At 68.6% G+C, this 26,369-nt stretch carries 16 protein-coding genes; 12 read left to right on the forward strand and 4 right to left on the reverse strand.

Annotated features, from left to right (window positions below):
* Positions 1–35 precede the first annotated feature (35 nt).
* Both AB0K34_RS26675 and AB0K34_RS26680 read left to right on the forward strand, forming a co-directional pair.
* Complete coding sequence (locus tag AB0K34_RS26675; protein WP_364551547.1) at positions 36–1,295, forward strand: ATP-binding protein; 1,260 nt, start codon at positions 36–38, stop codon at positions 1,293–1,295.
* Positions 1,276–1,890 carry an RloB family protein gene (locus AB0K34_RS26680; protein WP_364551549.1) on the forward strand — a complete coding sequence of 205 codons (615 nt, stop codon included), beginning with the start codon at positions 1,276–1,278 and terminating at the stop codon, positions 1,888–1,890. The genes AB0K34_RS26675 and AB0K34_RS26680 overlap by 20 nt, the downstream gene beginning before the upstream one ends.
* A 142-nt stretch (positions 1,891–2,032) precedes the next feature.
* Here AB0K34_RS26680 and AB0K34_RS26685 read toward each other — a convergent pair whose 3' ends face one another.
* Positions 2,033–2,236, reverse strand: a complete 204-nt coding sequence (locus AB0K34_RS26685; protein WP_364551551.1) for a DUF397 domain-containing protein — start codon at positions 2,234–2,236, stop codon at positions 2,033–2,035.
* Complete coding sequence (locus tag AB0K34_RS26690; protein WP_364551553.1) at positions 2,205–3,029, reverse strand: helix-turn-helix transcriptional regulator; 825 nt, start codon at positions 3,027–3,029, stop codon at positions 2,205–2,207. The genes AB0K34_RS26685 and AB0K34_RS26690 overlap by 32 nt, the downstream gene beginning before the upstream one ends.
* A gap of 402 nt (positions 3,030–3,431) precedes the next feature.
* Between AB0K34_RS26690 and AB0K34_RS26695 the strand changes: the two genes are divergently transcribed.
* Complete coding sequence (locus AB0K34_RS26695) at positions 3,432–3,746, forward strand: hypothetical protein (protein ID WP_364551555.1); 315 nt, start codon at positions 3,432–3,434, stop codon at positions 3,744–3,746.
* A gap of 210 nt (positions 3,747–3,956) precedes the next feature.
* Here the strand turns inward: AB0K34_RS26695 and pglX are convergent, their stop codons facing one another.
* Positions 3,957–7,676 carry a BREX-2 system adenine-specific DNA-methyltransferase PglX gene (pglX, locus tag AB0K34_RS26700; RefSeq protein ID WP_364551557.1) on the reverse strand — a complete coding sequence of 1,240 codons (3,720 nt, stop codon included), beginning with the start codon at positions 7,674–7,676 and terminating at the stop codon, positions 3,957–3,959.
* Positions 7,673–11,935: a BREX system serine/threonine kinase PglW gene (pglW, locus tag AB0K34_RS26705; protein ID WP_364551559.1), complete on the reverse strand. Its 4,263-nt coding sequence runs from the start codon at positions 11,933–11,935 to the stop codon at positions 7,673–7,675. The genes pglX and pglW overlap by 4 nt, the downstream gene beginning before the upstream one ends.
* Positions 11,936–12,103: 168 nt before the next feature.
* Between pglW and AB0K34_RS26710 the strand changes: the two genes are divergently transcribed.
* The 9 genes from AB0K34_RS26710 (at position 12,104) to AB0K34_RS26750 (ending at position 26,331) form a co-directional block, all read left to right on the forward strand.
* Positions 12,104–13,873, forward strand: coding sequence for a DUF262 domain-containing protein (locus AB0K34_RS26710; RefSeq protein WP_364551560.1), 1,770 nt, complete (start codon positions 12,104–12,106; stop codon positions 13,871–13,873).
* Positions 13,870–14,883, forward strand: a complete 1,014-nt coding sequence (locus AB0K34_RS26715; RefSeq protein ID WP_364551562.1) for a CBS domain-containing protein — start codon at positions 13,870–13,872, stop codon at positions 14,881–14,883. The genes AB0K34_RS26710 and AB0K34_RS26715 overlap by 4 nt, the downstream gene beginning before the upstream one ends.
* A gap of 23 nt (positions 14,884–14,906) precedes the next feature.
* Entirely contained in the window at positions 14,907–16,445 is a 1,539-nt protein-coding gene (locus AB0K34_RS26720) for a TIGR02677 family protein (RefSeq protein ID WP_364551565.1), read from the forward strand.
* Positions 16,442–17,626 carry a TIGR02678 family protein gene (locus AB0K34_RS26725; protein ID WP_138633085.1) on the forward strand — a complete coding sequence of 395 codons (1,185 nt, stop codon included), beginning with the start codon at positions 16,442–16,444 and terminating at the stop codon, positions 17,624–17,626. The genes AB0K34_RS26720 and AB0K34_RS26725 overlap by 4 nt, the downstream gene beginning before the upstream one ends.
* A complete protein-coding gene (locus AB0K34_RS26730; RefSeq protein WP_364551567.1) occupies positions 17,623–21,675 on the forward strand; it encodes a TIGR02680 family protein in 4,053 nt (1,350 codons plus the stop codon). Before AB0K34_RS26725 ends, AB0K34_RS26730 begins: the two co-directional genes overlap by 4 nt.
* Positions 21,672–22,955: a TIGR02679 family protein gene (locus tag AB0K34_RS26735; RefSeq protein WP_240807118.1), complete on the forward strand. Its 1,284-nt coding sequence runs from the start codon at positions 21,672–21,674 to the stop codon at positions 22,953–22,955. Before AB0K34_RS26730 ends, AB0K34_RS26735 begins: the two co-directional genes overlap by 4 nt.
* 25 nt (positions 22,956–22,980) lie before the next feature.
* Positions 22,981–24,528 (forward strand): BBE domain-containing protein, encoded by a 1,548-nt coding sequence (locus AB0K34_RS26740; protein WP_364551569.1) that lies wholly within the window; start codon positions 22,981–22,983, stop codon positions 24,526–24,528.
* Positions 24,529–24,684: 156 nt separating this feature from the next.
* Positions 24,685–25,935, forward strand: coding sequence for an alpha/beta hydrolase family protein (locus AB0K34_RS26745; RefSeq protein WP_364551571.1), 1,251 nt, complete (start codon positions 24,685–24,687; stop codon positions 25,933–25,935).
* A gap of 114 nt (positions 25,936–26,049) precedes the next feature.
* Positions 26,050–26,331, forward strand: coding sequence for a DUF5954 family protein (locus AB0K34_RS26750; protein WP_364551574.1), 282 nt, complete (start codon positions 26,050–26,052; stop codon positions 26,329–26,331).
* Positions 26,332–26,369: the final 38 nt, after the last annotated feature.

Genomic DNA, 26,369 nt, shown 5'->3' on the forward strand with positions numbered 1-26,369 from the left:
GCTGTAACCCGATGAAAGTGGAGGGACGGTGACCGATGCTGCTGAGTTTCCGCGCGGCGAACCATCGATCGCTCCGAGACGAGCAGCAGTTGCTGCTCACACCCGTCTACCCGGCCGATCATTCCGAGGACGAGCCCTGGGCGGCCCTGCCGGTGGCGGGGATCTTCGGCGCGAACGCGTCCGGCAAGTCCAACGTGCTGGACGCGCTCCAGTACATGGCCTACCTGGTGCGCTGGTCGTTCAGGGAGCACGAGCCGGGCGCCGGCATCAAGCGCTACCCGTTCGCGCTGGACGAAGCGATGCTGTCCGAGCCATCCAGCTTCGCCGTTGATGTTCAGATTGACGGAGTACGTCACACCTACGGCTTCTCCCTGGATGACGAACGCATCGTGGAAGAGTGGATGTACAGCTATCCGCGGAAGAAGCCGCGGACCATATTCCACCGGCGGGGCGAAGATTTCTCATACGGTGAGCATTCAGCAAAGGGGCTGCGCCAGGCCGCGGAGCTGACGGAACCCAACGTTCTTTTTCTTTCGCTTGCGGCACGCTCCAAACAGGAAGACGTGCAGCGGGTATACGCTTGGTTCCAACGCATCGCATGGCGAACTAACAGTAGAGAATTCGGGTTCACGCCGACGATGTCACCCGCCGATGACGTCGAGCGCCTTACTGATCTACTGCGTGCGGCGGACACGGGCATCGTCAGCGCTGCGATGGTCGATGAAAGTGATGCTGAGTATGAGGCGCGGGTAAAGAGAGTATGGCGAGGTGAGGGTGATCCTCCGGCCCGCAGGAAACGTCTCCACTTTCAGCATCGGGGGATGGACGGGAAGGCCACCTTTGCGCTGTCGGAGCAGTCGACCGGTACACAGTTCTTGTTCCGGTTGGGGCGCGCCGCGTTCAGGGCCCTTGACCTCGGATCCCCGTTCGTGGTGGATGAATTGGACTCCAGCCTGCACCCCTTCCTGGCCGCGCAGGTCATCAAGCTCTTCCGGGATCCGCAGATCAATACGCGCGGAGCGCAATTGATCTTCACCAGTCATGATGTCTCGCTTTTGGGTAGGATACAGGGTGAGGAGGTTCTCCTCCGCGACCATATCTGGTTCACAGAGAAGGACGAATGCGGAGCCACGGAGCTCTTCCCCATCTCGGATTTCAAGCCCCGGAGCGAAGAGAACCGTGAACGTCGCTATCTCGCGGGCCGTTACGGAGCCGTGCCTCTGATCGATGACGAGTTGTTCGCTGCGGCGCTGGCGGCTCGAGAGGACATCGGCGATGGCTCAGCAGAGTCGTAAGCGTGCCGGGCGTCCGCCCCGAGCGTTCAGTACGCAGACCGACCTGCGCCGCCGTGCGGGAGGATCGCGGCGTGAGCGCCGTAGCCTCCTGATCCTGTGCGAGGGTAAAACGGAGAAGCAGTATTTCGCGCGGATGCGTACCCGAACAGGGCCGCAACTCGATGTCGATGCGCCGGATTGCGACCATGTGGCGGTAGTGCGCGAGGCGAAACGACGCCGCGCGGATGAGTACGACGAGATATGGTGCGTGCTCGACACGGAGTTGGATGACCGCCTTGTCGGCGACATACTCGACGAAGCTCGGGGGACGGACGTGAGGGTCGCGCTCTCGTCCCCATCATTCGAGTTCTGGCTCATCCTGCATCTGAAGGACCACAGGGGCCCGTTCCAGTCCGCGCGAGAGGCGGAGAGGATGCTCAAGGAACTCCGGCCGGGGTGGTCGAAATCCGCCACCCGGTTCGAGGACTTCGAAGAGGGCCTGGAACCTGCCTGCGAACGGGCGCGGAAGCTGCATGAGGGCGACGGCCCGCCGCCCAACCCATCGAGCGCCGTCTGGCGTCTCGTCGACGCGATTCGCGGTGACGCCGACCGATAGCGGTCACAGGGATAGCCGATGAAGGAGGCGCTCGACCTCGCGGCGGATTCCCGCGCTGCCTGACTCCCCACCTTCCGGGCCGAAGATGAGGCGAAGCCTTCGGCCGGCAGGCGGCCGAAGGCTCCCGAGCCGAACACGGATGTCAGGCCAGGTCGTGCTCGCTGTTCTTGACCGAGCGAGCGAAGGCGGACCAGGCGGCAACGCCGAAGGTCAGCTTCGGCCCGTCCGGATCCTTGGAGTCCCGGACCCCGATCATCGGAGCCAGGTCCGCCACCTCAACGCAGTTGCCGCCGCTGTGGTCGCTGTGGCTGCTCTTACGCCAGTGAGCGCTGGGCATGTCCTTCATAGTTCTCCATCACCCTCCTAATCAGGGCCCGCGACTCCTTAATGGGTAGCGCGTGGCCTCGGAGCAAGTCCCAGCGTACGACTTTGTCCCTGACTCGGGCAGCCTTCTCGATCAAGAGTCCTTCACCGGCAGACTCGGTGTAGGCGAGGTCTGGTCCGTCATCAAAGCCGAGGATGGTGAATTCGCCGCCGAGGCCAGCATGGTACCCCGCCCCATTCGGCACGATCTGAATCATCGTGTTGATGCGCTCGGACGCGAGCAGGAGAGAATTGAGCTGGTCACGCATAATTTCCGAGCTGCCCACCGTGCGGTGCAATACGGCCTCGTCCAGCACGAGCCAGGCGCGGGGCACGTTGTCGCGAGTGAGGACCGCCTGCCGTTCCATGCGCTTGGCTGTCAATTCCTGAGCGTTGGTCCCGTCGGTCGTCGTGAGGATGGCCCGCGTGTAGTCCTCGGTCTGGAACAGACCGTTGACGAGCAACGCACAGAAGATTCGATAAGAAGTTGCCCTCTTCTCTTCCTCCAGGTACTCGGGGAACCCGGGCGGGAGGACGAACTGGACCTCGATGTCCTTGGTCAACTTCCACAGACGGTGGTAGTGGCCGCCGGTCTTGAAGTACGTGTCGAGGTCGAGCGCGCTCTGCTCGGAGACTTTCCGGCCGCTCTCCATGGTGCTTACCCACTGCGGCGTGCACCCGAGTGCGTCCGCGAGTTCCTTACCTGTGAGTCCGGCTTCCTCACGCATCCTGCGGAGTTCGGTACCGAAGAAGATGCGGGCTCGATTCTCACCCATTGAGGGCCTCCGAGGGGTTCACCGGGGGGCGGTGGTTGAGTTGATCTTGGCTCGACTTGACCGTCAGTGTGGAACGGTCACTACCGCTCTTTTACCTGGCTTGCCAGTCTGATTGCAAGCTTTTCGACGCAACGACAGACAGCGGGGTCCCCGAGATGTCCAAGAGGTCGATATCGAACGATTCCGCGAAGGGACGAATGCCCTTAATGTCGGGTTGGCATGGCGGGCGGTCTCATGATGGGTTCATCGCCCGACGACTCGCCAAGCTGAGCGACTACCAACTCCTGAACGGCTGCCTGGAAGAAGTTCAGGCGGCGGACTCGGCCGAGCTGTGGTTGCTCTGCGACGCCCAGACACGACTGTCCGAGCGGATCGCACTCGCCGAGTCCTTGAGGAGGTGCGATGAACGTTCCTGAGCACGAGTCCCCGGCCGTCGAGTCGTACGTGCGGCTCAAGGCATTGGGTATGCACCTGATGGCGCACGGCTTCACAGTTCAGTACGTGGCCGGCGGGCTGGTCGTCCGCAACATGACCTCGACCGCGCGGAGCGTCTGCGGAGTGGCAGGAGTCTCGGGCGACACGATTACTTGTCGACCACACGAAAGGGACGAGGGGCGCTACTGGTACTTCACGTCCTGGCAGCAGCCCATCGCCGAGAGCGAGCGCATCGCCGACGCCCTGGTCATGATCAAGGGCTACTTGGGCGCCCCAGAATGAAGGCCGCAAGCAACGGAGCATGGCAGCTTGACCCAGCCGCCTACCTTGCCGAACTGAGACGAGAGTTTCCCACATTCGGCATCATCGCCGACCCGGCTCGTCCTCTATGGATGGCGGTCAAAGGCGACGACGTGTTCATCTGGGCTACGGACGGGTTCGTCCTCCGCCAGAGACTCCTGGAGGTAGCGGACTGATGAGCCCGGCCGTCGCCTACTCGTCCGCCTTCTTCTTGCGAGCGCCCCGCCCTCGGGTCTTCTTCGGAGGCCGCCACTTGGCCAACTCCTCCCGAGACAGCCCGGGGTACTTCTCCACCTGCTCCTGGAGGTAGCCCTCGTAGGCGCCAGCCGGGCTCAATCCGGTCTCCGGATCCACCTCGCTGTACCACTGCTTAACCCAGGGCAGGACTTCGTCCAGCCCAGCCAGCAAAGGCATGAGCCGCTCAAGCTCCCACCCATCCCGCGTTGTCCGCTCCTCAATGAGCGTCACGAGCGCATGGGCCTGCTGAGCGTGATCCCACCCAGCCCACCCGAGCAACAGCGTGTCGTCCCCGTCCGGACTTGCACCGGGATAGGAGATGAACCGCTCCTTGGGCACATCCAACTTCCCGCGATTCCGCCAGTACGAGTGCTTGAGAAAGTCGGCACCGGTGTACTTCGGCGGCACCTTAATATCTAGCCGCTCGCCAGTCTCGTCTTCCTGCCGCTGCAACCGCCAGGTCTCTTCCCACTGCGCCCGCTTGCGCAGCCCGGAGTCCTTGTAGCGGTACGCAGGGAGGAAAGGCACATGCTCAGCGTCCAGGATGTCCTTGAGCACGTCGATCAACTCGACATCCTCACCGGCGTAGAGCCGAGCCACCGACACAAGGTCGGCATCATCCTGAAGTCGATCAGCCAGTCGGCCAACTGTCATTATCCTGGGCTGTTCCAGGCCGATTTCATTCACCGCGAACCACAACTCGTGCGCCTCGCACCGATCCAGCAGCCAGTTCCGAAGAGCGTCCTTCTCCTTCTTCTCCCACGGCTCGGACGCCCAGCGTCGCTTGTACTCTGGCCGTTCGATCAGCCCGATTGTCTGCGGGAACTTCTCGATCGCTTCGACCCGCTTCTCGACCACTCGCCGATAAGCCTCCGGCCAGTGCTGTGGCACTTCAGTGACCGGCGAAGAGCCATGCCTTGCGAACCACTGAGTCTCGATCTCACCGGTCACCATCTTCCGCGCAAGCACAATCTCAAAGGCCCGTTCGCCCAGCTTCACTCCTGGTGCAGACTGCAAATCCGTGGTCAACTCTGCCGCCTCTTCCTCGGTCAGCAGTCCATAAAGTTGGTACACTCTCCAATCCAACTCTTCCTGAAGGGTCACCATGCGCTCCCGGGTAATTGACCATTGATCTCGAGACTTCTTGAGTCTCGAGGCGCTTGGTGAACCGTTGCTGCAAACTGCCGCAGGTGTAAGAGTTGCTATACTTTGTCCCAGAGTATCCAAGAGGTGGCTGCACTCCGTCGGAAATGCTCCAGGCAAGGGGAATTCTTTTAGTTTGGTCCCCGTGAATTCGTATCGATCGATCCACGCCTCTGGTGTCCAGCGATTGCCACCTCCGCTGGAATTGTCTGTCCCACCTTTTGCTTGACTGACCATTTTCAGCCAGAAGCAACTGATTGAGCTGTTCAGCACCCCTAGTAGCTTGACATATTCCTCCTCTTTTGCATCTTGTGAAAGCTTGATGGCGGGGGCAGATTGTTTGAAGAGTTTACTTGTTCGATCAAGGACAAAATGATTATTGGTAGCCACGAAAGCAAATGTAATCGAAAGTGGATTCTGAAGCCTTGATGGATATGTTTCAAGATAGCTATGCCATGCGCGACCAGCTTCTGTGAGTCCTCTTCCGAAGATTACGCGACTTCTTAGCGTAGTCCTTGCCGGCCACAGTGAGATGCGAGCCAACCTGTCTTGATCACTTATGCTGACAGAGCTTTGGGTGTCCGCATAGGGATAGCGTATGGTGATTGCGGACGTAATGGTATAGTCTCGAACGAATTCGCCGATAATGAGGTCGCGAACTCGCTCTTCTTCGCCGAGTCTGCGAGCGGTTTGCGGGTCAGGTAGGAAATACTGCTCATCCTCGCCAGGATTGGTTGTACGGCCGATTGATTCAATAACGTCGACTAGCCTCTTGCCAGAAGCAGCCACCATTTGATTAAGAATGACCTCAGGTTGAGTTCCTGATAGATTCCACGGATGGCGGCTGAAGCGGTCAGGAGAGTAATTCTCCACACTCAGCCACTCGCTGATGGATCCGGGGGTCTCGATTTGGCCGACGATAGCGCGCCAGACGTTGCCGCGAGCGGGTACCTTTGGTTGTGTACCCTCTCCTTGAACTCCAAGGGCGGCGCGAATGAGATCATTCCGTGGAAAAGTGCGTCGGCCGATGAGGATGACCGTGGGTGTACCGTGGCCAGGGATGTAGGCGCCAGACGTGTCAATGATGTGAGTGAGTCTGATGGTCGGGAAAAACTCTTCGATGAGTTTTTTGCCGAATTCTCGTTTCATGAACGAGTTGGCGGTGATCTGGCCGACGTACCCTGCCCCACGTCGGTCCTGTCCAGCTCGGATGGCGAGTTGGAAGAAGCGTTCAGCGAACGGTACTGACAGGGCGTAGGCGCCCGAGCAGCTCTTGTAGACGCGGTAGTTCTTGTTCTCCGTCTTGTCCTTGACGGTGATGTAGGGCGGGTTGCCGACTACGACGTGGTAGCTGCCGACGCCCAGCAGGTCGACCGTCTTGACGTAGTCGCTGATGTCCTCCGTCGCGTACGTGAAGACGGGCTCGGGCTCCGCAAGCTCGCCGTTCGCGTCGAACTCCCAGCGGCCCTGGTCGAGGTCGGGGCCGCCTCGGCCGTGGATGAGGGAGTCTCCTACGGCGATGTTGAGGGTGAAGTCCGGGGCGTCCTTCAACCTCTTGACCTCGCCGGCCTGCATGGCGGCGGTGAGCATGCGGAAGCGTGCGATGGCGACCGCGAACGGGTTCTTGTCGACGCCGTGCACCGAATACAGGGCGCGCTGGACGACGTCCCACTTGTCGTCATAGGGGCGGGTGGCCTGGAGCTTCTCCACAAGGTGCTCGAATGCGCCGAGGAGGAAGTGGCCGGAGCCGCACGTCGGGTCGATGACCCGCAACCCGCGCGGCAGGTTCAGCTCCTCCGGGCAGGCTTCGGGTGGCTCGGGGTCGAGGCCGAACTCGTTGATGGCCTCGTCCAGCGTCAGGCTGAGGATGAACTCTTCCACGAACTCGGGCGTCTGGAGGAGCGCGTACTTCTTCTTCGCGTGCTCGGAAAGGTCCTGGTACAGGTTGCCGAGGAAGCGGGTGTTCCACTTCGGGTCGGTGAAGTCGTGAACCGGAACGGCCGCGACCTCCAACCCTTCTTCGGGCAGGGCGGGGCGGCTCCGGCGCCAGAAGTCGATGAGGGCCTTCGCCCCCTCCAGGGACGGCGTGATCCGCCACATGGGGTTGTGGTCGCGGTCGAACAGCCCGGCGGCGACGGGCGACGCCTTGGACATGGCGTCGAGCCCCTCGACGATCCACTCCCGGTCGGTCTCGCTGGCGTGCTCCGGCTGCTCGAAGAAGTGCTGCTGCCTCTCCTTCGCCAGGTCGAGGCGCTCACCCCGGCCGGAGAGGAAGACGTCGTCGATGAGCCGGTTGTCCTCGCAGAAGCGCAGGAAGACCGTGCTCAGCACCCAGGCGACGGCGGACTGGGTGACCTGGTCCTCCAGCCACGTCTCGTATGTCGCGGCCGTGCGGTTGCGGCGGACGGCCTTGTCCCACTCCGCGCGCAGCGGCACGTCGAACCGCTCCTCGCCGGCGCGGTCGCGTAGATCGTTCTCCAGCGCCCTGACCTGCGGCTTCAAGTCGTTGAGCAGGGCGTCCGGGTCGATCATGAAGCACTCCTCGTGTCTTGCAGCGCGAACCCGCCGGGGACGGCGAGCTGCTCGTTCTCACCCATGGCGCGGACGACCGTGTGGTCGAGCGCGGCCTCGGTGTTGGGGTCGTTCATCGGGCAGAACAGCCACAGCCCGTGCGGCCCCTCGTCGGGGGCCTGCGCGCCGAGCTTGAGGCGGGTCAGCAACTCCATACCGCCCTTGTACCGGGCGAGGGGGGTCGCGTCGTGCAGCAGCACCGTCCCGGGTGCGGCGCGCACGTCCGCCTCGAACCGTTCCCAGACTTCGGCGACGAGTTTCTCGAAGCCGACGCGGGCGGTGGGGGAGGCGTCGGGGGAGTCCGCAGCGAGCACCGTCTCCCAGCGAGGCTTGCCGCGTTCGTCGACGATGGCGCGGAGGGTGGTCAGGAACGTCCGGGCGACATTGACCGGGGTGACCTCGGCCATGGCGGTCAGCACGCTGAGCACGGACGTGGCCTCGTCCATCCAGGCCTTCACGGCGAGGAAACCGCCCTGCTCGGCGGCGCCTTCGAGGCGGTCCCACGTCTCCGCGCTCGGTGACGCGGTGCCGAGCCTGGTCGTCCGGCCTGGCTTGCCGCGTCCGCTCAGCGGAGTGAGCAGGGACCTGCTCGGCAGGACGTAGCGGTTGTCGCCGTCCGGCCCGCGCGTGACATGGACGGTGATGCCGAGTTCGCGTTTCAGGACGCCGCGCAGCTCGTCCGGCTCCGGCAGCGACGCCAGCTCCGGGAACCGCGCGAGGACGCGCTCGCGCAGCTCCCGGGGGCGCAGGCCGGGCGGCCCGAGGTAGCTCGCGGCCTGCGCGAGCTGGAGCGCCTTGCGGGGCGCTAGATCGCGCGGATACAGCTCCAGCCGCGCCGTCATCGCGGCGTTGCGGGACGCGTCCGCGGCCAGCGACACCAGATCCAGATCCGACAGCGGCGGCATGCCGTCCGGGCGCGGGACGCCGTTCAGCGCCTCCAGGACCGCCTTCGTCCCCGGCAGCGGCGCCGCGTCGGGCAGGTCCACCACCCTGTCGGCGCGGTGCCCGAGCTCGACGGCGTAGTCGAGCAGCTCCTCCTCCGTGGGCGCGGACGGGTCCTCCTCGGCGACCGCGGCGATCAGGACCCGGTCGTCGGCGCGGCGGCGGGCGAGCCGGGGGTTCTCCAGATGCTCCTCGGCCTCCACGGCGGCGCGCAGGCACGCCCCGGCGAGCGCGCGGCGGGCCGCGGGCTCGTCCAGTTCCGAACCCCGGTCGGCGAGCAGCGCGGCGGCGAGCCGGTCGGCCTCCATCACCCTGCCGTGCTCCTGGAGCAGCTCCAGCACCGTGGCGCGCAGCGCGGTGACGGCGGGAACGCTCTTGATCCACCGGTTGCGGGCCGCGCCGAGCAGCCGCGCCACATGCGGCTGGCTGAGGTCGACCTCCTTCGCCACCGCCGCCTGCGACGACCACTGGGGGAGGGGCGCGGGCTCCCCGTCGTCCGGCAGGCCGAGCACCAACCGGATCACCCGGATCTCGGTGGCGTTGCGTCCGTTGACCTTGGGGACGAGCTGCTCGGCCACCTCGTCGAGGTTCAGCGCGCGGGGATCCGTCGCGGCGGTGGCGGCGCGTCCGGACTCCCCGGTCCGCTCGGCGATCGCGAGCTGCCGCCGCCACTCCCGCGCCCGCTTCACCAACTCGTTGCGCGGGCCCAGGCCCACGCCGCGGAGCCGCTGGATCCGCATGGACGGGACCTTGCTCAGCTCCCCGACCGTCGTCACCTCAAGCTGCTGAAGCGCGGTCGACAGCGCCCGCTTCGTGAGCCCGGCGACCGTGAGGAGCGTGTCGGCCCGCACCGTGGGCACCGCCGCCTCCTGCTCCGGGGCGGCCGGCGGGTGGACGGTGTGCGGCGCCGTCTCGTCCAGGCCCTGGAACACGGCCTGCCACGCGAACTCCATCTCCCTCAGCGACGTGTGGCGCTGCGCGGCGTCGCGGTGCAGCGCCTTGCGGAAGAACGCGACGAGGCGCTCGCGCAGCAGCGGATCGAAACTGTCCTCGGCGAGCTGCGGCATCTCCTCGCTCGCGTCGAGCAGGTTCGGCGCGGCGACGCCGTCCCCCCACGACGGAAGCTCGGTGCTGGCCATCTCGTGCAGCGTCACCGCCATCGCGTACCGCTCGGCCGCGTCGTCGTACTCGGGGCGGCGGTCGGTGCCGAGGAACGGGTCCAGGTACGGCGGCGTGCCCACCCCGGTGTCGCGGGCCACGGCTCCCGCGAGGGAGAAGTCGAAAAGGACCAGCCGGCGGCCCTTCTTCGGCAGCTCCTTGATCGCCAGATTGTCCGGCTTGATGTCGCGGTGCCAGACGCCCTCCTCCGCCAGGTAGCCGACAGCGCGGAACAGGTGGGCGCCGAGGTTCTGCAGGTCGTCGACCGTCAGCCGGCCCTGGCTGCGGAGGAACTGCGACAGCGTCTGCTGCCCGGCCTGCTCCAGCACCAGGACATGCCGCGGCCCGACCTCCATCGGGCCGCTGATCCACCGGACGATGTTCGGCCCGCTCCGCTCCAGCCGCCGGAGTTGCGCGGCCTCGTGCTCCAGCCGCTCCCGGCTCGACTCGTTCAGCGCGACCTTGAAGACCTGCTCGTGGCCGTCCTTCTCCACCAGCAGCGCCTTCGCCGTCGACCCCTTCCCGAGGAGCCGCACGACCCGCCAGCCCTGCACCATCGAGCCCTTCACGGCATCGAGCAGGTCGGGGACGTCCGACTCGTCGGGCGCGGTGATCTCCTCCTCGACCTCCTCCAGGTCGTCGAGGAAGTCGCGGACGGTCTCGTGCCGGTCCACCGGCATCACGGCGGTCGCTCTGCGGACCAGCTCGTCCATCGTCGGGGTGACGTCGTCCGACACGGCGGACGGCACGAGCGCCTGGCGGCTCGTCAGGTGCGCGGCGAGGGCCGCCCGGTCACGTGCCGGCGGACGCGCCGTCAGGACGAGGTACGTGAGCGCACCCAGCCCGAACACGTCGAGCGGTGTGCCCTGCGCGTCGGCGTTGCCGAACTCCGGGGCGAGATAGGGGCCCGACGACTTCTCCAAGTGCGCGGCCAGCGAGGTGCCGCCCGCGGACCCCGCGAGGGTCGTGCCGCCGGCGAGCGCGGCAGGGCGTCCCGACGAGCCCGAGTCCGGCCGCGCCGACACCTGCCAGTCGCAGATCCGCAGCCGGGGATAGTTCCCGTCCATCTCCACGTACACGCTGCGGGCCGCGAGGGCCCGGTGGAACAGGTGGCGGCGGTGCGCGTGGTCGAGGGCCTCGGCGAGCTGCCGCACCATCTCCACCCGCGTCTCGATCGGGATGTCGGGCCCGCGCTCGGCGACGAAGTGGTCCAGCCGCGTCCAGTCCGCGCCGTGCCGGAAGATGACCGCCGGGCCGGCCTCGTGCTCGTCACTGAACTGCTCGGCCTGGACGATGCCCTCGTGCTGGATGCCCTGCAACGCCATGTACTCGCGGCGGGCGGCCCGGCGCGTCGACTCCCGCTCCTCCCGGTCGGCCTTCAGCTCCGACAGGTACACGCGGATGCGGCGTGGCTGGTCGCCCGGCAGCGCGGTGTTCTCGGCGAGGAAGTCCTCCCAGGTGGGGCCCGCGTCGAACGACTGCGGGGCCAGCTCGAACGGCCCCACTTTCCGGTGCTTGCGCAGCCCCGAGATGCCGATCTTGGTGAGGAGCTTGTGCAGCTGCCGTGAGAACGCCGGGTCCACCACATCGCGGGGGCTGCGGGCGGCACCGCCGAGCAGGCCGGTCCAGATGCCGGGCAGGCCGGTCTGCTCCTCCAGGCCGTCCCGGCCGTAGACGTTCACCTTCTGCGGTTCGTCGAACATGCAGCGCAGGTCGGGCGCCGACAGGAACACGGCGGGCCGGACGAACGGGATCCGCAGGTTCCGCATGCCGGGGAACTGGTCGCGGGCCCACTTCAGTTGCTCGACGAGCTGCTTGCACTTCAGGTCGGTGGCGAACAGCGGATTCTCGAACGACCGCGTCCGGTCATCACCGTGGATGATCCAGGTGCTCCCGCTGTTGACCGCCCGCCCCGGATGGCTCTTGATCTCCACCAGGAACAGCCCGGCGCGCGTCGCGATCAGCAGGTCGACCTGGGGAACGTGGCCGGAACGGGCCGTGAACTGGAACGTCTGCCACGCCCGGAACGGCTCCGTCTCCGGCATCCGCTCGCGGATGTGCCGGAGCGCGTCCTCCTCCCACGTGAAGTCGGACCGCGGCCCCCACCACCGGTTGGACAACCCGCGCCACCCTCTTCGCCCTGCGAACCCGTCACCGCACTGACCCGTGCGGGCAAGCATACGACCGCGGCCACCATGCACGCCTACCGGAAAAAGCTCCCGTTCTCCGGTGCTGACTAGGTATGTTCGGGCTGCGCCCCCGCCTCGTCAATCCTTCGGAGGACAACCGTGGCACTGGACAGCCCTCAGCTGGATACCCTTCTTGACCAAGTTGCTGTGGGTCGTATCCAGTTGCCCGATTTCCAGCGTGAATGGAAATGGGACGACGAGCGGGTCGTGTCCATCCTGGCGACCGTCACGATGGGCTACCCGATGGGTGTCATCATGACGCTGGAGACCGGTCCGGACGGAGCGGGCTTCAAGGCCCGGCCTCTCGCCGGAGCGGCGGACGCCGGCGGTGCGCGTGATGAGGAGCTGCTGCTCGACGGGCAGCAGCGAATCACGTCCCTGTTCCAGGCACTGCGCTCCGGTCGCCCTGTGGAAACCCGCGATCTTCGCGGAAAGGATCTGCGCCGCTGGTACTACATCGACATCGAGGCGGCCGTCGACGAAAGCGGCGACCGGGAGAAGGCCATCGTCTCGGTGCCGGAAGAAAAGATCATCCGCTCCCAGTTCGGCCGCCGCGTGGACCTGGACCTGAGCACGCGGGAGCTGGAGTGCGAACAGGGCTACTTTCCGCTGACCCTCGTCTTCGACAACTCGGCGATGCTCAACTGGATGTTCCGGTATGTGGGAAGCGATGCTTCGAGAGAGGCGACCTGGACCAAGTTCCAGGAAGCGGTGGTGAACAACGTCCTCAAGTACCAGGTGCCGACCATCCGCCTCGGCAAGAACACCGCGAAGGAGGCGGTGTGCACGGTCTTCGAGAAGGTCAATACCGGGGGAGTGCCGCTCAACGTCTTCGAGCTGCTCACCGCCACCTTCGCCGGGAACCGCTCATTCTCCGAGCAGGAGGGCTACGACTTCCGGCTGCCCGAGCACTGGGACACCACGCGGACCGAACTCGTCACCGCGCACCCCGTCCTCGGTGAACTGGAGAGCACCGACTTCCTGCAGGCCATCTGCCTCGCTTCCACCTACCACCGCGCGGGCGTTCCGGTCGGCTGCAAGCGCCGAAACATGCTGGAACTGGAACTCGACGAGTACCTCAAATGGGCCCCCCTCGTCGCGGACGCACTGCACTGGGCCGGGAGGTTCCTCGCGGACCAGTGCGTCTTCCGGGCCGAGGACCTGCCGTACCGGACGCAGCTGCCACCGCTGGCGGCCATCCGCACCGTCCTCGGCACCGAGACCGATACCGAGGACGCCCGCGCCAAGCTCGCCCGCTGGTACTGGTGCGGCGTTTTCGGCGAGCAGTACGGCGGCACCGCCGACAGCCGCTTCCCCCGCGACCTGGAACAGGTCGTCGGCTGGATCAGAGGTGAGCGGGGCGTACCAGAATCCGTCCAGGACGCGCGCTTCGCGGAGACCCGCCTGCTCTCCATGCAGACGCGCAACAGTGCCGCGTACAAGGGCGTCTTCGCGTTGCTCCTGCAACAGGGCTGCACCGACTGGTTCCACCTTGACAAGCCACTCGACGGGAACCTGCTGGAGGACTACAAGGCGGAGATCTACCGGATCTTCCCCGCGCGCTGGTGCGAGAAGAACGGTATCGAGGCGCAGCGGCAGAACAGCGTCGTGAACAAGACCCTCCTCTCGCACCGGACGGGACGCATCGTCGGGAACCGCGCGCCCGCCGCGTACCTGCAGATGCTCGAACGCGAATCCGGCATCCAGCCGAACTGGCTCGACGACGCGCTGATCACTCACCTGATCGAGCCCTCCCCGCTGCGGGACGGGGAGTTCGACGCCTTCTTCGAGCGCCGCATGGCGGAGATCATCAAACTGATCGAGCAGGTGATGGGTCAGCGGGCCGTGCGAACGGAGGAGGAGGCGTGACCCCCGTGGAGTTCCTCGCCGAGGCGGCGGCGCGCAAGGGCGACGACCCGGTGGCGATCAGCGTCCGCGACCTGCTGGCGCTATGGGGCCACGTCTCTCGCGGACCGGCCGCGGTCGCCGAGATCACCAAGGCGCTGGCCGGGGCCGGCCTGGCAACAGAGCCCGACTTCCGCTCCGTCCGTGACATGAGGGACACCGTCCGCGTCGTCGGCGCCGACGAGGACGAACCGCCGGCGGCGGGGGACACCGGAGAGGACGAGGTGCCCGCGGATGGTGAACCCGAGGAGAGATTCCCGCCGGTGTCGCTCTGCGTGGGCGAGCTGCCCAGCGCCCGCCGAGGCGTCCTCGCCGTCGACATCAACGACCCGCTCCGCCGCGCGCAGACGCTCATGATGCGGCACGGGTACTCGCAGCTGGCGGTTCTCGACGGCGCGGACCTGCGCGGGGCCATCACATGGGAGTCCATCTCGGACGCGCGGATCTCCGGCCTGGGCGGAGAGCTGCGCCACCACCTGATGGGAGTCTCGCCCGAGGTCCTGCATCCGGAGGACAAGCTGCTCGACCGGATCCCCGAGATCAGCCGGCACGGATTCGCGTTCGTCGCCGAGGCGGGCAAGCTGTCGGGGATCATCACGACGGCCGACCTGTCGGAGCGGTTCGTGACGCTGGCGGGGCCGTTCCTGCTGATCAGCGAGATAGAGCGCCGTATCCGCCGGCACATCGACAAGGTGTGCACGCTGGCGGACATCCGGGCGGCGGTCTCGCGGAACAATGTCGAATCCGTGCACGGCCTGACCTTCGGCGGCTGCCGGCACGTGCTCATGAAAACCGACATCTGGGGCCGTCTTGGCTGGGACGTCGACCACGGCCTCTTCCTGGAAGACCTCAAAGAGGTCAATGGCATCCGCAACGAGGTCATGCACTTCCGGCCCGAACCTCTGACTCCGGCCCAGATGCAGACGCTGGAGAACTTCGCCAAGTGGTTGCGTAGGCTCGACCCACTGCCGTGAGGGGACGAGGGGGGCGAGCGGAAATGGCGTTGCCGCGGGTGCCGGAGGGGATGTTCGCGTTCACCGTCACCGAGCGCGCCGACCTGCACACCGCGGTCATGTACGCGTTCGGGGAGGCGAACGAGCGGCTGGAGACGTCGCTGGCGTTCGACGAGGTGAAGGAGCGGCTGCGGGACGCGGGGTTCTACGCGCCCGTGGACGACGCGTCGCTGACCCGCGCGCTGGAGCAGCTCGTCAAATGGCAGTTGCTCGACGTCGTGCAGAACCATGCGGGCAGCTACGCCACGGCCGAGGAGTACGAGCGCAAGAACCTCCAGTACTCGCTGACGCAGCGGGGTGAGGCCGCGTTCGCCGGAGTACAGCACGCGCTGGCCGTGCTCAGCTCGTCGGGCGCGTTGCAGACGGCCGTGCTGGACGCGATCGCCGACCGGCTCGGGGAGTTGGGCGAGCTGCTCAAGGACGACGACCCGGCCCTCAACCGGCGCATCTTCACCACGCTCCAGGAGTTGGAGGGCCATCTCGACGCGCTACGGAACAACACCAAGTCGTTCAATGGCGAATTGCAGCGGCTGATGCGGGCGGAAGGCGCCGATCTTGCGACGTTCAATGACGTCAAGAGTGCGACGGTCGCCTATCTCCAGGAGTTCGTCACCAATCTGGACATGCGCGCCGACGCGATACAGGCCACTCTCGGTGAAGTCGAGGAGCGGGGTGTCAGTGTCCTGCACAGCCGGGCGCTGGACGGGGCGGAACTGCCCCCGGTCCAGGGCGCCGACCCCGCGATCGCCTGGCTTGCCGCGCGGCAGGCGAAATGGGAAGGGCTGCGTCTGTGGTTCCGGCCCGCGGAGGGGACGCCGCGCGTCCGGCAGCTGCACGACGTGGCGCGCAGGGCGATCGTGTCCCTGCTGCAGGTGCTCGACCGGATCATCGAGTCGCGGCGCCGCTCGTCCAGCGCGGCGGCCGACTTCCGGACGCTCGCGCGCTGGTTCGCCAGCGCGCCGAGCGAGGACGACGCCCACCGGCTGTGGGGGACGGCGTTCGGGCTGGCGTCCGCACGGCACGCGCACTTGGCCCACGTGGACGCCGAACCCATCCCCACGGCGGCGAGCTGGGCCGAGACCCCGCCGGTGGAGGTGTCCGCGCTGCTGCGCACGAGCGGCCGCACGGAACGCGTGGGACGGACGGCCAAGGTGCGCGACGTCCGCGCCCTGCGCGCGGAGCGGCGCGAACGCGCGAGGCGCGAGCGGGCGGAGCTGGAGGCGGCCTGGCAATGGCTCGCCACCGACGGCCCGGTACGGCTCTCGTCGTTCCGGCGCGTCGAGCACGACACGCTGCGGCGGCTGCTGGACCTGATCGGCCGGGCGCTCGCCGCGCGGCCCGGCGGCGACGGGATGCGGCGTGCCGGCACGTCCGACGGCCGGATCGAGGTCCGGCTCTGGCCGCCGGCGGACGGCCGCGCCGCCGAGCTGCGCACGCCGCGCGGTGTGTTCCGCGGTCCCGACTACCTGGTCGACATCCGCTTCACGGCCGCGGGCTCGGCGCGGAAGGCGTCCGGCGCGTGAGCACTCTGGCCAACCAGCTCGCCCGGGAGGAGAAGGAGGAGCTGGCGCGTGCGATCCGGCTCCTGCTGGGCCGACCACTGGTCTCGCTGCACACCGACCCGGAGGGGTTCGACCTGGTCCGGCGGCGCCATGCCGCCCTCACCCGGTGGTTCGACTACTACTGCGGCTGGCGGCTGTTCATCGAGCCACGGCTCGGTTACGCGCGGCTGGTCAAGGTGCGGGGGGCCGCCGACCCGTCGCGTCCGGCCAGACGCCGGCGGTCGACGCGGGCGCCGTTCGACCGGCGCAGGTACACGCTGCTGTGCCTGGTCGCGGCTGAGGCGCTCGCCGCGCCGGTGACGACGATCGGAATGCTCGCGCAGCGGGTCGTGCAGGCGGCGGGCGCCGACGAGCAGATCCCGTCCTTCGACCCGGTGCGCGGCGAGGAGCGGGCCGCGTTCGTCGACGCGCTGAAGCTGCTGGAGCACTACGGCGCGGTCACGGCCGTCGACGGGGCGACGGACGCCTTCCTCGACAACGCCGAGGCCAAGGTGCTGTACCGGGTGGACACGACCCGCACGATGCGGCTCCTGTCCGCTCCGGTCGCTCCTTCGCGGCTCACCGGCACTGGCTGGCCCGACCTGGACGAACTGGCCGTCGAGCGCCGGTACGGGTCGGACGAGCCCACGGAGACGCAGAAGAACCTGTGGGCGAGGCACTCCCTGCTGCGCAGGCTCCTGGATGACCCGGTCGTTTACCGGACGGACCTGTCCCCGGCCGAGATCGCCTACGCGGGCTCCCTGACCGGGCGGCAGATCCTCCGCCGCGCGGCGGAGGAGGCCGGGCTGGAGTTCGAAGAGCGCGCCGAAGGCTACCTTCTGGTCGACACCGACGCCCTCGCCACCGACTCCAAGTTCCCCGATGACGGGAGCCACGCGAAGGTGGCGGCGCTGTTGCTGCTCGACCGCCTGGTAAGGGACGGGGAGTCGTCCCGCGCGGTGCTCACGGGGGAGGTCGCGCGGCTCCTGGAGCGGCGTCCGCGCTGGGCGATGGCCTACCAGTCCGAAGGGGGCGCGGCGCGGCTGGTCGACGACGCGCTGTCCGTCCTGTACGGGTTCGGCCTCGCCAGGCCGAAGGGCGGCCTCGTGCGGGCGCTGCCCGCGGCTCACCGTTACAGCGTCACCCGAGAGGAGCCTTCGTGACCGTCACCGAACTCGTTCCGGCGGAGAAGGAGGAGGCGGCGACGCGGTGGCGGCCCACCAGGGCGGGCATCCTCAACATCTGGCGCTACTACGACGAGGTCCTCGAATTCCATAAGGGACGGCTGCTGCTGCGCGGCCCTAACGGCAGCGGGAAGAGCAAGGCCCTGGAACTGCTCCTGCCCTACCTACTGGACGCCAGCCTCAAGCCGAGCCGTCTGTCGACATTCGGCGGCAGCGAACGGACCATGCACTGGAACCTGATGGGTGATGGCCACAGCGGCAAGACCCGCGTCGGCTATGTGTGGCTCGAATTCGCGCATGGGCCGCGCTGGTTCACGTGCGGGGCGCGCCTCCAGGCCACCGCCAACACCAAGAACGTCACGGTCGCCTACTTCAGCACCGCGCAGCGCGTCGGCGTCCCCGGCGGGCTCAGTCTCACCGGTGACGGCGGCCAGCCCCTCACTCGCGCGCATCTCGCCGAAGCCATCGGGACGCACGGCCAAGTGCACGAGTCGGCGGAGGCGTACCGCACAGCCGTCCGGCGGACGCTCTACGGCGGGCTGACCGAGCAGCGCTACGACTCGCTGCTCACCGCGCTGCGGCAGCTCCGCACCCCGAAGTTGTCGGAACGGCTCGACCCAGGGCTGCTCTCCGACCTGCTGTCCAGCGCGCTCCCGCCGCTCGGCGAGGGCGAGATCCACGAGATCGCGGAAGGCTTCGAGCGGCTGGACCGGCAGCGCGAGGAACTGCGGCGGCTGGACCAGCACGTCCAGGAGGCCGGCCGCCTCGCCGCCCGGCAGCGCACCTACGCCCAGCGCGTCCTGCGCGCGGCCGCGGCCCGGCTCATCTCGGCCACCAGCACCATGGACGGCCTCACCGGCAAGGCCCGCACCGGTCGGGAGGAGCACGAGAAGGCGTCGCGGGAACGCGACGAGACCGCCCGGCGGCTGGCGGAGTACGAGGCGCGGGGACGTGCGCTCGCCGCCCGCATCGACGGCCTCAAGGAGAGCGACGCCTACCGCGCGGGGCACGAGCTGGCCAACCTCCAGGAACGGGTGCGCTCCGCCACCAGGGCGGCGGCGCAGGCGCGGCGCACCGCGGACAAGCACGCGGCGGACGCCCTGCGGCGTGGAGAAGAGGCCGAGCACGCGCGTGCGGAGGCGGCGACGCAGCGCTCCCTCACGGGCCGGGCCGAGGACGACACACGAAGGGCGGCCGACCGCGCCGGCCTCGCCGCCGTCCACGATGAGGCCGCTCCGGCGGCCGCCGAGGCCACGGCGGACGGCGTCCAGCGCGCACGCGGCCTGTTTCGCGCGGCCGTGCGGAGCCGCGAGGAGCAGATCGGCGCGCTGCGCACGGCGATCCAGCAGCATCGCATGGCCGTGGAACGCCGAGATGACGCGCTGTCCGAGCGCGACGGGAGCCGAGAGCGACTGGACGAGGCCGCCGTGCACCGCGATGAGGCCCGCAACCGGTACGAGCATGAACGCGACCGGTTGGCGGAGGCGCTCGACGGCTGGGTGCGTGGCTGCGTCCAACTCGCGACGCTCGACGCCGAGGCGCTGGTACGGGCGGTGGAGGACGAGCGCGAATGCGACGAGCTGGTGTTCGCCGCGCGCGCGGATGCCGTCGAACGGTGTGCCGCCGAGGAGGCCGGGTGGCACTCCCGTCGCGACGTGGTGCGGGAGAAGCTGGCAGCCAAGAGGAGGCGGCGCGGGGACCTTGCCGCTCGGCCGGCTGTCGAGCCGGACGCTCCGGAGACGCGCCCCGCCGACCGGTCGGCACGGCCGGGTGGTCCGCTTTGGCGCCTGGTCGCCTTCGCCCCGTCGGTCACGCCCGAGGCGCAGGCCGGCATCGAGGCCGCGCTCCAGGCCGCCGGGCTCCTGGACGCCTGGGTACTGCCCGACGGCGCCCTCCTCCAGGATGAGCACGACGCCTTTGCCACGGCGCTGCTCGCTCGCCCCGCCCCCGAAACCAGCCTCGCCTCCGTCCTGGTCGCCGAGCCCGACAGTCAGGTGTCCGCCGAGGTGCTGCATGCCGTCCTGTCGGGCATCGCCTGCGCACCGAACGCCCTAGCGACCGACCATCCCGCCGTGGCGGGGACGGACGGGTCCTGGCGGCTGGGCACTCTCACCGGCCGCTGGACCAAACCTGAGCCCGCCTTCATCGGCGCCACCGCCCGGGAACGCGAACGGCGCCGCCGCATCGCCGAACTCGACGCGGAGATCGGTGTCCTGGAGGCGGAGGAGGCGGCTTGCGAGGAGAGTCTCGGGAGGGTCGGCGCCGCCCGTGCCGCCCTCGAGACCGAGTTGGGCGACCGCCCTCCGCATCGGCCGCTCAGCGCCGCGTCCAGTGCCCTGGACGCCGCAGAGCGCTCGCTGGCGCAGCGCGGTGACGAGCTGGAGCGCGCCGAGAAACGGCTGCGCGGACGCGAGTCGGAGGCATCCGCCGCGCTGCGCGCGCTGACCATACTCGGCGCCGAGAACGGCCTGCCGGTCGGCGAGTCCGCACTGGACGCTCTGGCCGTGGCGGTCCGCGACTTCCGGGACAACGGGCACGTGTGGCTCCAGCACTGCGAGGCGCTCCAAACCGCCGAAGCCCGCGCCGCCGAAGCGGCGCGGACGGCGGGCGACTACGCGGCGACCGCTGCCGAGTCCGCGGACCGCGCCCGGGACGCCATAGAGGAGGCCGCCGAGGTAAGCGAAAAGCTCGCGGCCATCGACGCCTCGATCGGCGTCGAGCACCGGCAGGTGCTGGAGAACCTGCGGGAGGCCAGGACCGAACTCGGCGAATGCGAAACCCGGTGCGGGACGCTCCGCCGCGCCCTGCTGGAACTGGAAAAGCGTCTCGGCCGCTTGGAGGAGGCCGTCGGCGTCGCGGAGAGGGCACGGGACGACGCGGTCGCCGCCCGGGACCAGGCCGCGGCACGGTTCCGGCATCTGGTCACCGGCCACCTGGCCGACGACGCCGCGCTCGCCGTGCGGCTCGACCCGGACGGGGGCGTGAAGGCCACCCTGGAAGGCGCACGCTCGGTCGCCGCCTCACTCCCGGCCCGGACGCCGTACGAGCCTAAGAACGTCAGGGATGCCGAGCACCTCTTGTCCGAGGCGATGCACCACGCGCGTGACGTCCTCGCCGACCAGGCGGATCTGGAACTCACCCCGGACGAGGACGTCCAAGTGCTCACCGCGACCATGAACGGAGTGCGCGTCGGCGCGGCGGAGTTGAGCACCGCACTGCGCGCGGAACGCGACCGGCGGCGCGAAGACATCACCGACAGGGAACGCGACCTGTTCGACCGGACGCTCGCCGGCGACACGCGCAGGCACCTCGCCGACCGGATCCGGCAGGCGACCGAACTCGTGGACGGCATGAACCGCCGCCTGGAGCGGGTGCGGACGGCCTCGCGGGTCGCGGTGCGGCTGGTCTGGCAGGTCGATCCGCAGCAGAGCGCCGGGATTCGCGCGGCGCGTGACCTGCTGCTCCGCGACCCTGCGCGGCTGAGCGGCGCCGACCGGGAGGCGCTCTACCGGTTCTTCCGCGACCGCGTGAAGGAGGCACGGGCCGCGAACACCGCGGCGAGCTGGGAGGAGCAACTCATGGAGGTCCTGGATTACACCACCTGGCACCGCTTCACCGTCCGGCTCGAACGCGGAGACGGCAAGGGCTGGCAGGATCTCACTCGCAAGTTGCACGGTGCGCTGTCGGGCGGGGAAAAGGCGATTGCGCTGCACCTGCCCCTGTTCGCCGCCGTCGCCGCGCACTACCAGACCGACCCCGACTGCCCGCGCTTCATCCTCCTGGACGAGGTGTTCGTCGGCGTCGACGCCGCCAACCGAGGCCAGGTCTTCGACCTCCTGGTGGACCTGGAGCTCGACATGGTGCTCACCTCGGACCACGAGTGGTGCGACTACCAGGAGCTGGACGGTATCGCCATCCACCAGCTCATCACCGGCGCGGACGGTGACGGCGACAACGCCGTCACGACCGCGCGGTTCATCTGGGACGGCCATCGCACCGAGGCCGTCGAGGAGGGCATCGCGGAATGACCGCCCCTGACCGGCCCGGCATGCCCGACCGGCTCCACATCCCCGACCGGCTGCGCGCCGCTGACCTCCGGCCGTTCTGGACGGAGCTGCACCGGCGGTTCTCCACGGGGGCGGCGGTCACTCGCGTCACGGTCAAGAACCTGGACGAGGGGCAGCGCGCGGCTCTGGCGGACCTGCTGGGCATGGACCGCTATCCCGGCTCCACGGTCACCGTCCCCGTCGGGCGCCTGGACGAGATCTTCATCGAGCTCACCGGTTCGGACACCAGGGCGATCACCGAGTCCCTCCTCGGGCCGATCGGTGACCAGGCGCGCGAGCGGAGAGAGCGGCAACGCGAGAGAAGCGCCCTCTGGGAGTGGTTGGCGGACCATCCCGTGGTCCGCGGAGAACCCGAGCTGGCCCAGTGGGTCGACGACGTCCGCCGGCAAGGGCTCGTCATGGGGTCCGTGCCGACCACACGCAGCCTCCTGGAGCGGGCATTGAAGGTGCTCGCCGCATTGCCGTCGGACGGCAGGCCGTTGCAAGCCTTCGCTACCGACCTATTCGGTGACTCGCACGCGCTGGACGACGGCGGGCGCCTGCCCGGGCTCGTCCTGCGCGCTCAGGCGATTCGGTACGGGATCGAGCCGCCTGCGGATGCGTCCGAGCGCAGGGGCTTGTGGGAGCGTTCCGGAGTGGCGTGCGACACGTTGTCCACCACCGTCCTCGTCACAGGACTGAGGCCGACCGGGGACGACGTCCTCGCGCGGACGCTCCGGATGTGGTCGGAGGCGGGCCAGGCCACCGTGGTGACCCTGGAGCAGCTACGCGGATCGCCCGCTCTGCGCCTTCCCTCGCCAGATGTATGGGTGACCGAGAACCCGACCATTCTCGCGCTGGCCGTTGGGCGGTTCGGCGCCGGTTGCCCGCCGCTGGTGTGCTCGTCGGGCTGGCCGAACAGCGCCGTCATCCGGCTGCTGCGAGCGCTCGGCGAGTCCGGCGCGGTCCTGAGGTACCACGGCGACTTCGACGGTGAGGGCTTGCGGATCGCGGCGCACGTGATGGCGAAGACCGGGGCAGTGCCCTGGCGCATGTCGTCGGGCGACTACCTCGCCGCTGTGGACGGGGTCGGGGACGGCGATCTTCCCGATCCCGGCCGAGTCGGCGGGAGCCCGTGGGACCCGGCGCTGGCGCGCGCCATCGCGGAACGTCGCGTGGCGGTCCTGGAGGAAAAACTCGCCGAGGTGTTGCTGGGGGACATTTCTAGGGCGATAACTACATGTATCTGCCCGACTACATAGCGGGGTGGTTGGGAAAGGGGCGAGCATGAGTGAGTTGTCAACGCTGCCCACCACGGTCGTGCGGGCCGGTGACAAGAGGTATCCCGCGCTGTGTCGAGGGTTCAACCAGCGGTGGATCGCGGCGCCCGAGTACGTGCGGCTGGTGCGGACGCCGGAGGAGGCGCGGGCGGCGCTCGCCGAGGCGGTGCGGGAGGAGCCTGGCGACCCGGGGCGGGCGCGGATCGCGGTGCGCAGCGGCGGGCACTGCTACGAGGACTTCGTGTGCGGCTCGGATGTGCGGGCCATCCTGGACGTGAGCCCGATGTGCGGGGTGTCCTACGACGAGGCCATGAAGGCGTACTGCGTCGAGGCCGGGGCGACTAACGGGCACGTCTACGGACGGCTGTATCCCGTCACCGGGAAGGTGCTGCCGGGCGGGTCGTGCTTCTCCGTGGGGCTGGGCGGCCACATACCGGCGGGCGGGTTCGGGCTGCTGTCGCGCCAGCACGGGCTCACCGTCGACTATCTGTACGCGGTGGAGGCGGCGGTGGTGGACGCGGAGAAGAACGTCAAGCTGGTGGTGGCACGGCGCGACGATCCGGACCCGCGGCTGCGGCAGCTGTGGTGGGTGCACACCGGAGGCGGCGGCGAGAACTTCGGCGTGGCCACCCGGTTCTGGTTCCGGGGGCTGCCGCAGCCGCCCGAGCAGGTGCTGCTGACCGCCCTGGCCTGGGACTGGGCGGACCTCGGAGAGGACGACTTCGGCGCGCTGGTGACGGCGTTCGGGGAGTACTTCCGCGACCACCAGGACCCGTCGGCGGCGACCGGGAAGCTGTTCGCGATGCTCAAGCTCAACCATGCGGGCCACGGGCAGATCGGGCTGGTCGCCCAGGTGGACGCCGACGACCCCGACGGGCCGCCGGCGATGGCCGACTTCGTCGCGGCCCTCGACGGGCGGGTCCGGCCGTCCGCGACGAGGATGCGGTCGGTGATGGGCGAGCACTTCGCCGACCTGGACACGCCGCGGACGATGCCCTGGCTGACCGCCGCGCGGGCACTGGACTCCAGCGGCGGCAATCGGTGCGGGAAACACAAGTCCGCCTATCTGCGGAAGCCTTTCAGCGACCGGCAGATCGCCGCGATGTGGGCGTATCTCGGCAACGGGAAGTACCCCGGTCATCGCGACGGGCGGGCGCTGATCCAGGTCGACTCGTACGGCGGCGCCGTCAACAGGCCGCTGCACGGCACCGCGGTGCGGCAGCGCGACTCGATTCTGAAACTGCAATTCCAGGTCTACTGGGCGGAGCAGGACTCCCGCGGGGACGCCCACATCGGCTGGATACGCGACGCGTACGGGGCGACGTTCGAGGAGACCGGCGGCGTGCCCGTCGCCGACGGCGAGTACACCGACGGCTGTTACATCGGGTATCCGGACGCCGATCTCGGTGATCATCGCTGGAACCGGTCGGGGCAGTCCTGGGAGACGCTCTACTACAAGGACGCCTATCCGGAACTCCAGGACGCCAAGCGGTTCTGGGACCCGTGCGAGGTGTTCCGGCACGCACAGTCGATCCGCCCCGGAACGGGGGAGTGACCGGGGTCACGTCACGGAAAGCGAGGGCCGGCCGCGCGTTACCGTCTCGCCTTTATTGCATTTACTGCCAATACTTGCGGCTGTGACTCCGGGGACAGTAGTTTCTTCGGACGAGCAGGGCGTCGGGCCCGGGGGGCCTGAGCGGCTGGGGAGTCCATGAAGAAGCGTACCGACCGGAAGATCGCCATCGCGGGCACCGCGGCCGCCGCCGTGCTGCTGCCCACCGTCATGGTCGGCCTCGCGCAGGCCGGCATCGGCGTGCCGACGGGCAGGTCGGAGGCGTCGGGCGACTCCCAGCCGATCCCCTCGTTCGGGCCCCCGACGCAGCAGGCGCCGCCCGCGTCGGCGTCGCCGAGCACGTCGCCGAAGCCGGCGAAGCTGCCGAGCGTGCCGCTGAACAGCAACCCGTTCAAGACGGGCGGCGGCAAGCCCTCCGTCAGCGACCCCGACACCGACCGCCGCAGCCACGGCAAGAAGCCGCACATGCCGGCCGGGTCCGCGGCCAGCAAGTACGCCAAGGCCCCCGACGGCGCCGCCATCACCGAGGTGCGGAAGGTCAGGACGCGGCAGTACGACATCACGATCGCCTCGCCGGCGCTCGGCGCGGCCGTGAAGACCCGGGTGATGGTCCCAAAGGGCTGGACGTCCAAGTCCACCCGGAAGTGGCCGACCGTGTACGCCTACCACGGCGGCAACAACACCTACCTGTCCTGGACCAGGGACTCCAACATCGCGGAGGTCGTCGGCCCGTACGACGCGATGGTCGTGATGCCCGACGGCGGCTGGAACGGCTCGTACACCAACTGGTGGAACGGCGGCAAGGGCGGCATCCCCGAATGGGAGACCTTCCACATCGCCGAGGTCATCCCGCTGATGGAGCGCAACTTCGGCGCCGGGCAGGTGCGCGCGGCGATCGGCCTGTCGTCCGGCGGGCAGGGCGCCATCACCTACGCCGAGCGGCACCCCGGCATGTTCAAGTACGCCGCGTCCTACAGCGGCGCCCTCAACATCACCGCGCCGGGCATGCCGGCCATCCTCACGTCGATGAACCGGCAGGCGGGCACCGCCATCTGGGGCGACCCGATCATCGCGCGGGCGAACTGGCGGGCGCACGACGCGACCGTCAACGTGGCCAAGCTGAAGGGCATCGGCGTCTACGTCTCCTGCGGCGACGGCCGGCCCGGCCCCTTCGACAACCCGAACACCCCGCCGCTCGACGGCGGCCGGGTCGGCGAGCAGCTCGCCGGGACGATGAACCAGAACTTCGTCGCCGCGGCGAAGCGCGAGGGCGTCCCGATCACCGCGAACCTCTACGGGCCCGGCATGCACAACTGGAAGTACTGGAAGCGCGAGCTGGTCAGGAGCTGGCCCGGCATCGCCGCCGCCATCGGCGCCCGCAAGTCCTGAGCGGCGGCCCCGAGTCCGAGCGGCGGCCGGGCCTGGCGCCCGACCGTAATTACTGACCGACCGGAATCGCCGAAACACGAGCGGTGAGCGTCCCTCCCCTGTGACCATGGGGGCATGAGGGGCAGTGATGGAGCGGCCCTCGCCGGCGGGCTCCCGCTCTCGCCGCCGGCGAGCGGAGCGGCGCGGCTCGGCGAGGTGCGCGCCCGGCTGGCGTATCCCGCGGTGCGCTGGTGCGGCGCCACGTACGGCGTGATGGAGCGGGTGCCCGCCGGCTGGATGATGTCCGGGATGGAGCGGGCGACCCCGCAGGACGCCCGCGACTCGCTCGGCTGGTGGCTGCGCCGGCTGGCCGGCGACCCCGGCGTGCCCGCGGCGGTCCGCGCGGCGAGAGCCTAGACGCGATCAACTTGCCGACGCGGTCTACCCATGAGGCC

Origin of the sequence: Actinomadura sp. NPDC049382 (assembly GCF_040677125.1) — a bacterium.
Classification (GTDB): Bacteria; Actinomycetota; Actinomycetes; order Streptosporangiales; family Streptosporangiaceae; genus Spirillospora; species Spirillospora geliboluensis.

Coding starts and splice junctions, on each gene's coding strand:
- AB0K34_RS26675 (WP_364551547.1), top strand. CDS start 36: ATGCTGCTGAGTTTCCGCGCGGCGAACCATCGATCGCTCCGAGACGAG.
- AB0K34_RS26680 (WP_364551549.1), top strand. CDS start 1,276: ATGGCTCAGCAGAGTCGTAAGCGTGCCGGGCGTCCGCCCCGAGCGTTC.
- AB0K34_RS26685 (WP_364551551.1), bottom strand. CDS start 2,236: ATGAAGGACATGCCCAGCGCTCACTGGCGTAAGAGCAGCCACAGCGAC.
- AB0K34_RS26690 (WP_364551553.1), bottom strand. CDS start 3,029: ATGGGTGAGAATCGAGCCCGCATCTTCTTCGGTACCGAACTCCGCAGG.
- AB0K34_RS26695 (WP_364551555.1), top strand. CDS start 3,432: ATGAACGTTCCTGAGCACGAGTCCCCGGCCGTCGAGTCGTACGTGCGG.
- pglX (WP_364551557.1), bottom strand. CDS start 7,676: ATGATCGACCCGGACGCCCTGCTCAACGACTTGAAGCCGCAGGTCAGG.
- AB0K34_RS26720 (WP_364551565.1), top strand. CDS start 14,907: ATGGCGTTGCCGCGGGTGCCGGAGGGGATGTTCGCGTTCACCGTCACC.
- AB0K34_RS26735 (WP_240807118.1), top strand. CDS start 21,672: ATGACCGCCCCTGACCGGCCCGGCATGCCCGACCGGCTCCACATCCCC.
- AB0K34_RS26740 (WP_364551569.1), top strand. CDS start 22,981: ATGAGTGAGTTGTCAACGCTGCCCACCACGGTCGTGCGGGCCGGTGAC.
- AB0K34_RS26745 (WP_364551571.1), top strand. CDS start 24,685: ATGAAGAAGCGTACCGACCGGAAGATCGCCATCGCGGGCACCGCGGCC.
- AB0K34_RS26750 (WP_364551574.1), top strand. CDS start 26,050: ATGAGGGGCAGTGATGGAGCGGCCCTCGCCGGCGGGCTCCCGCTCTCG.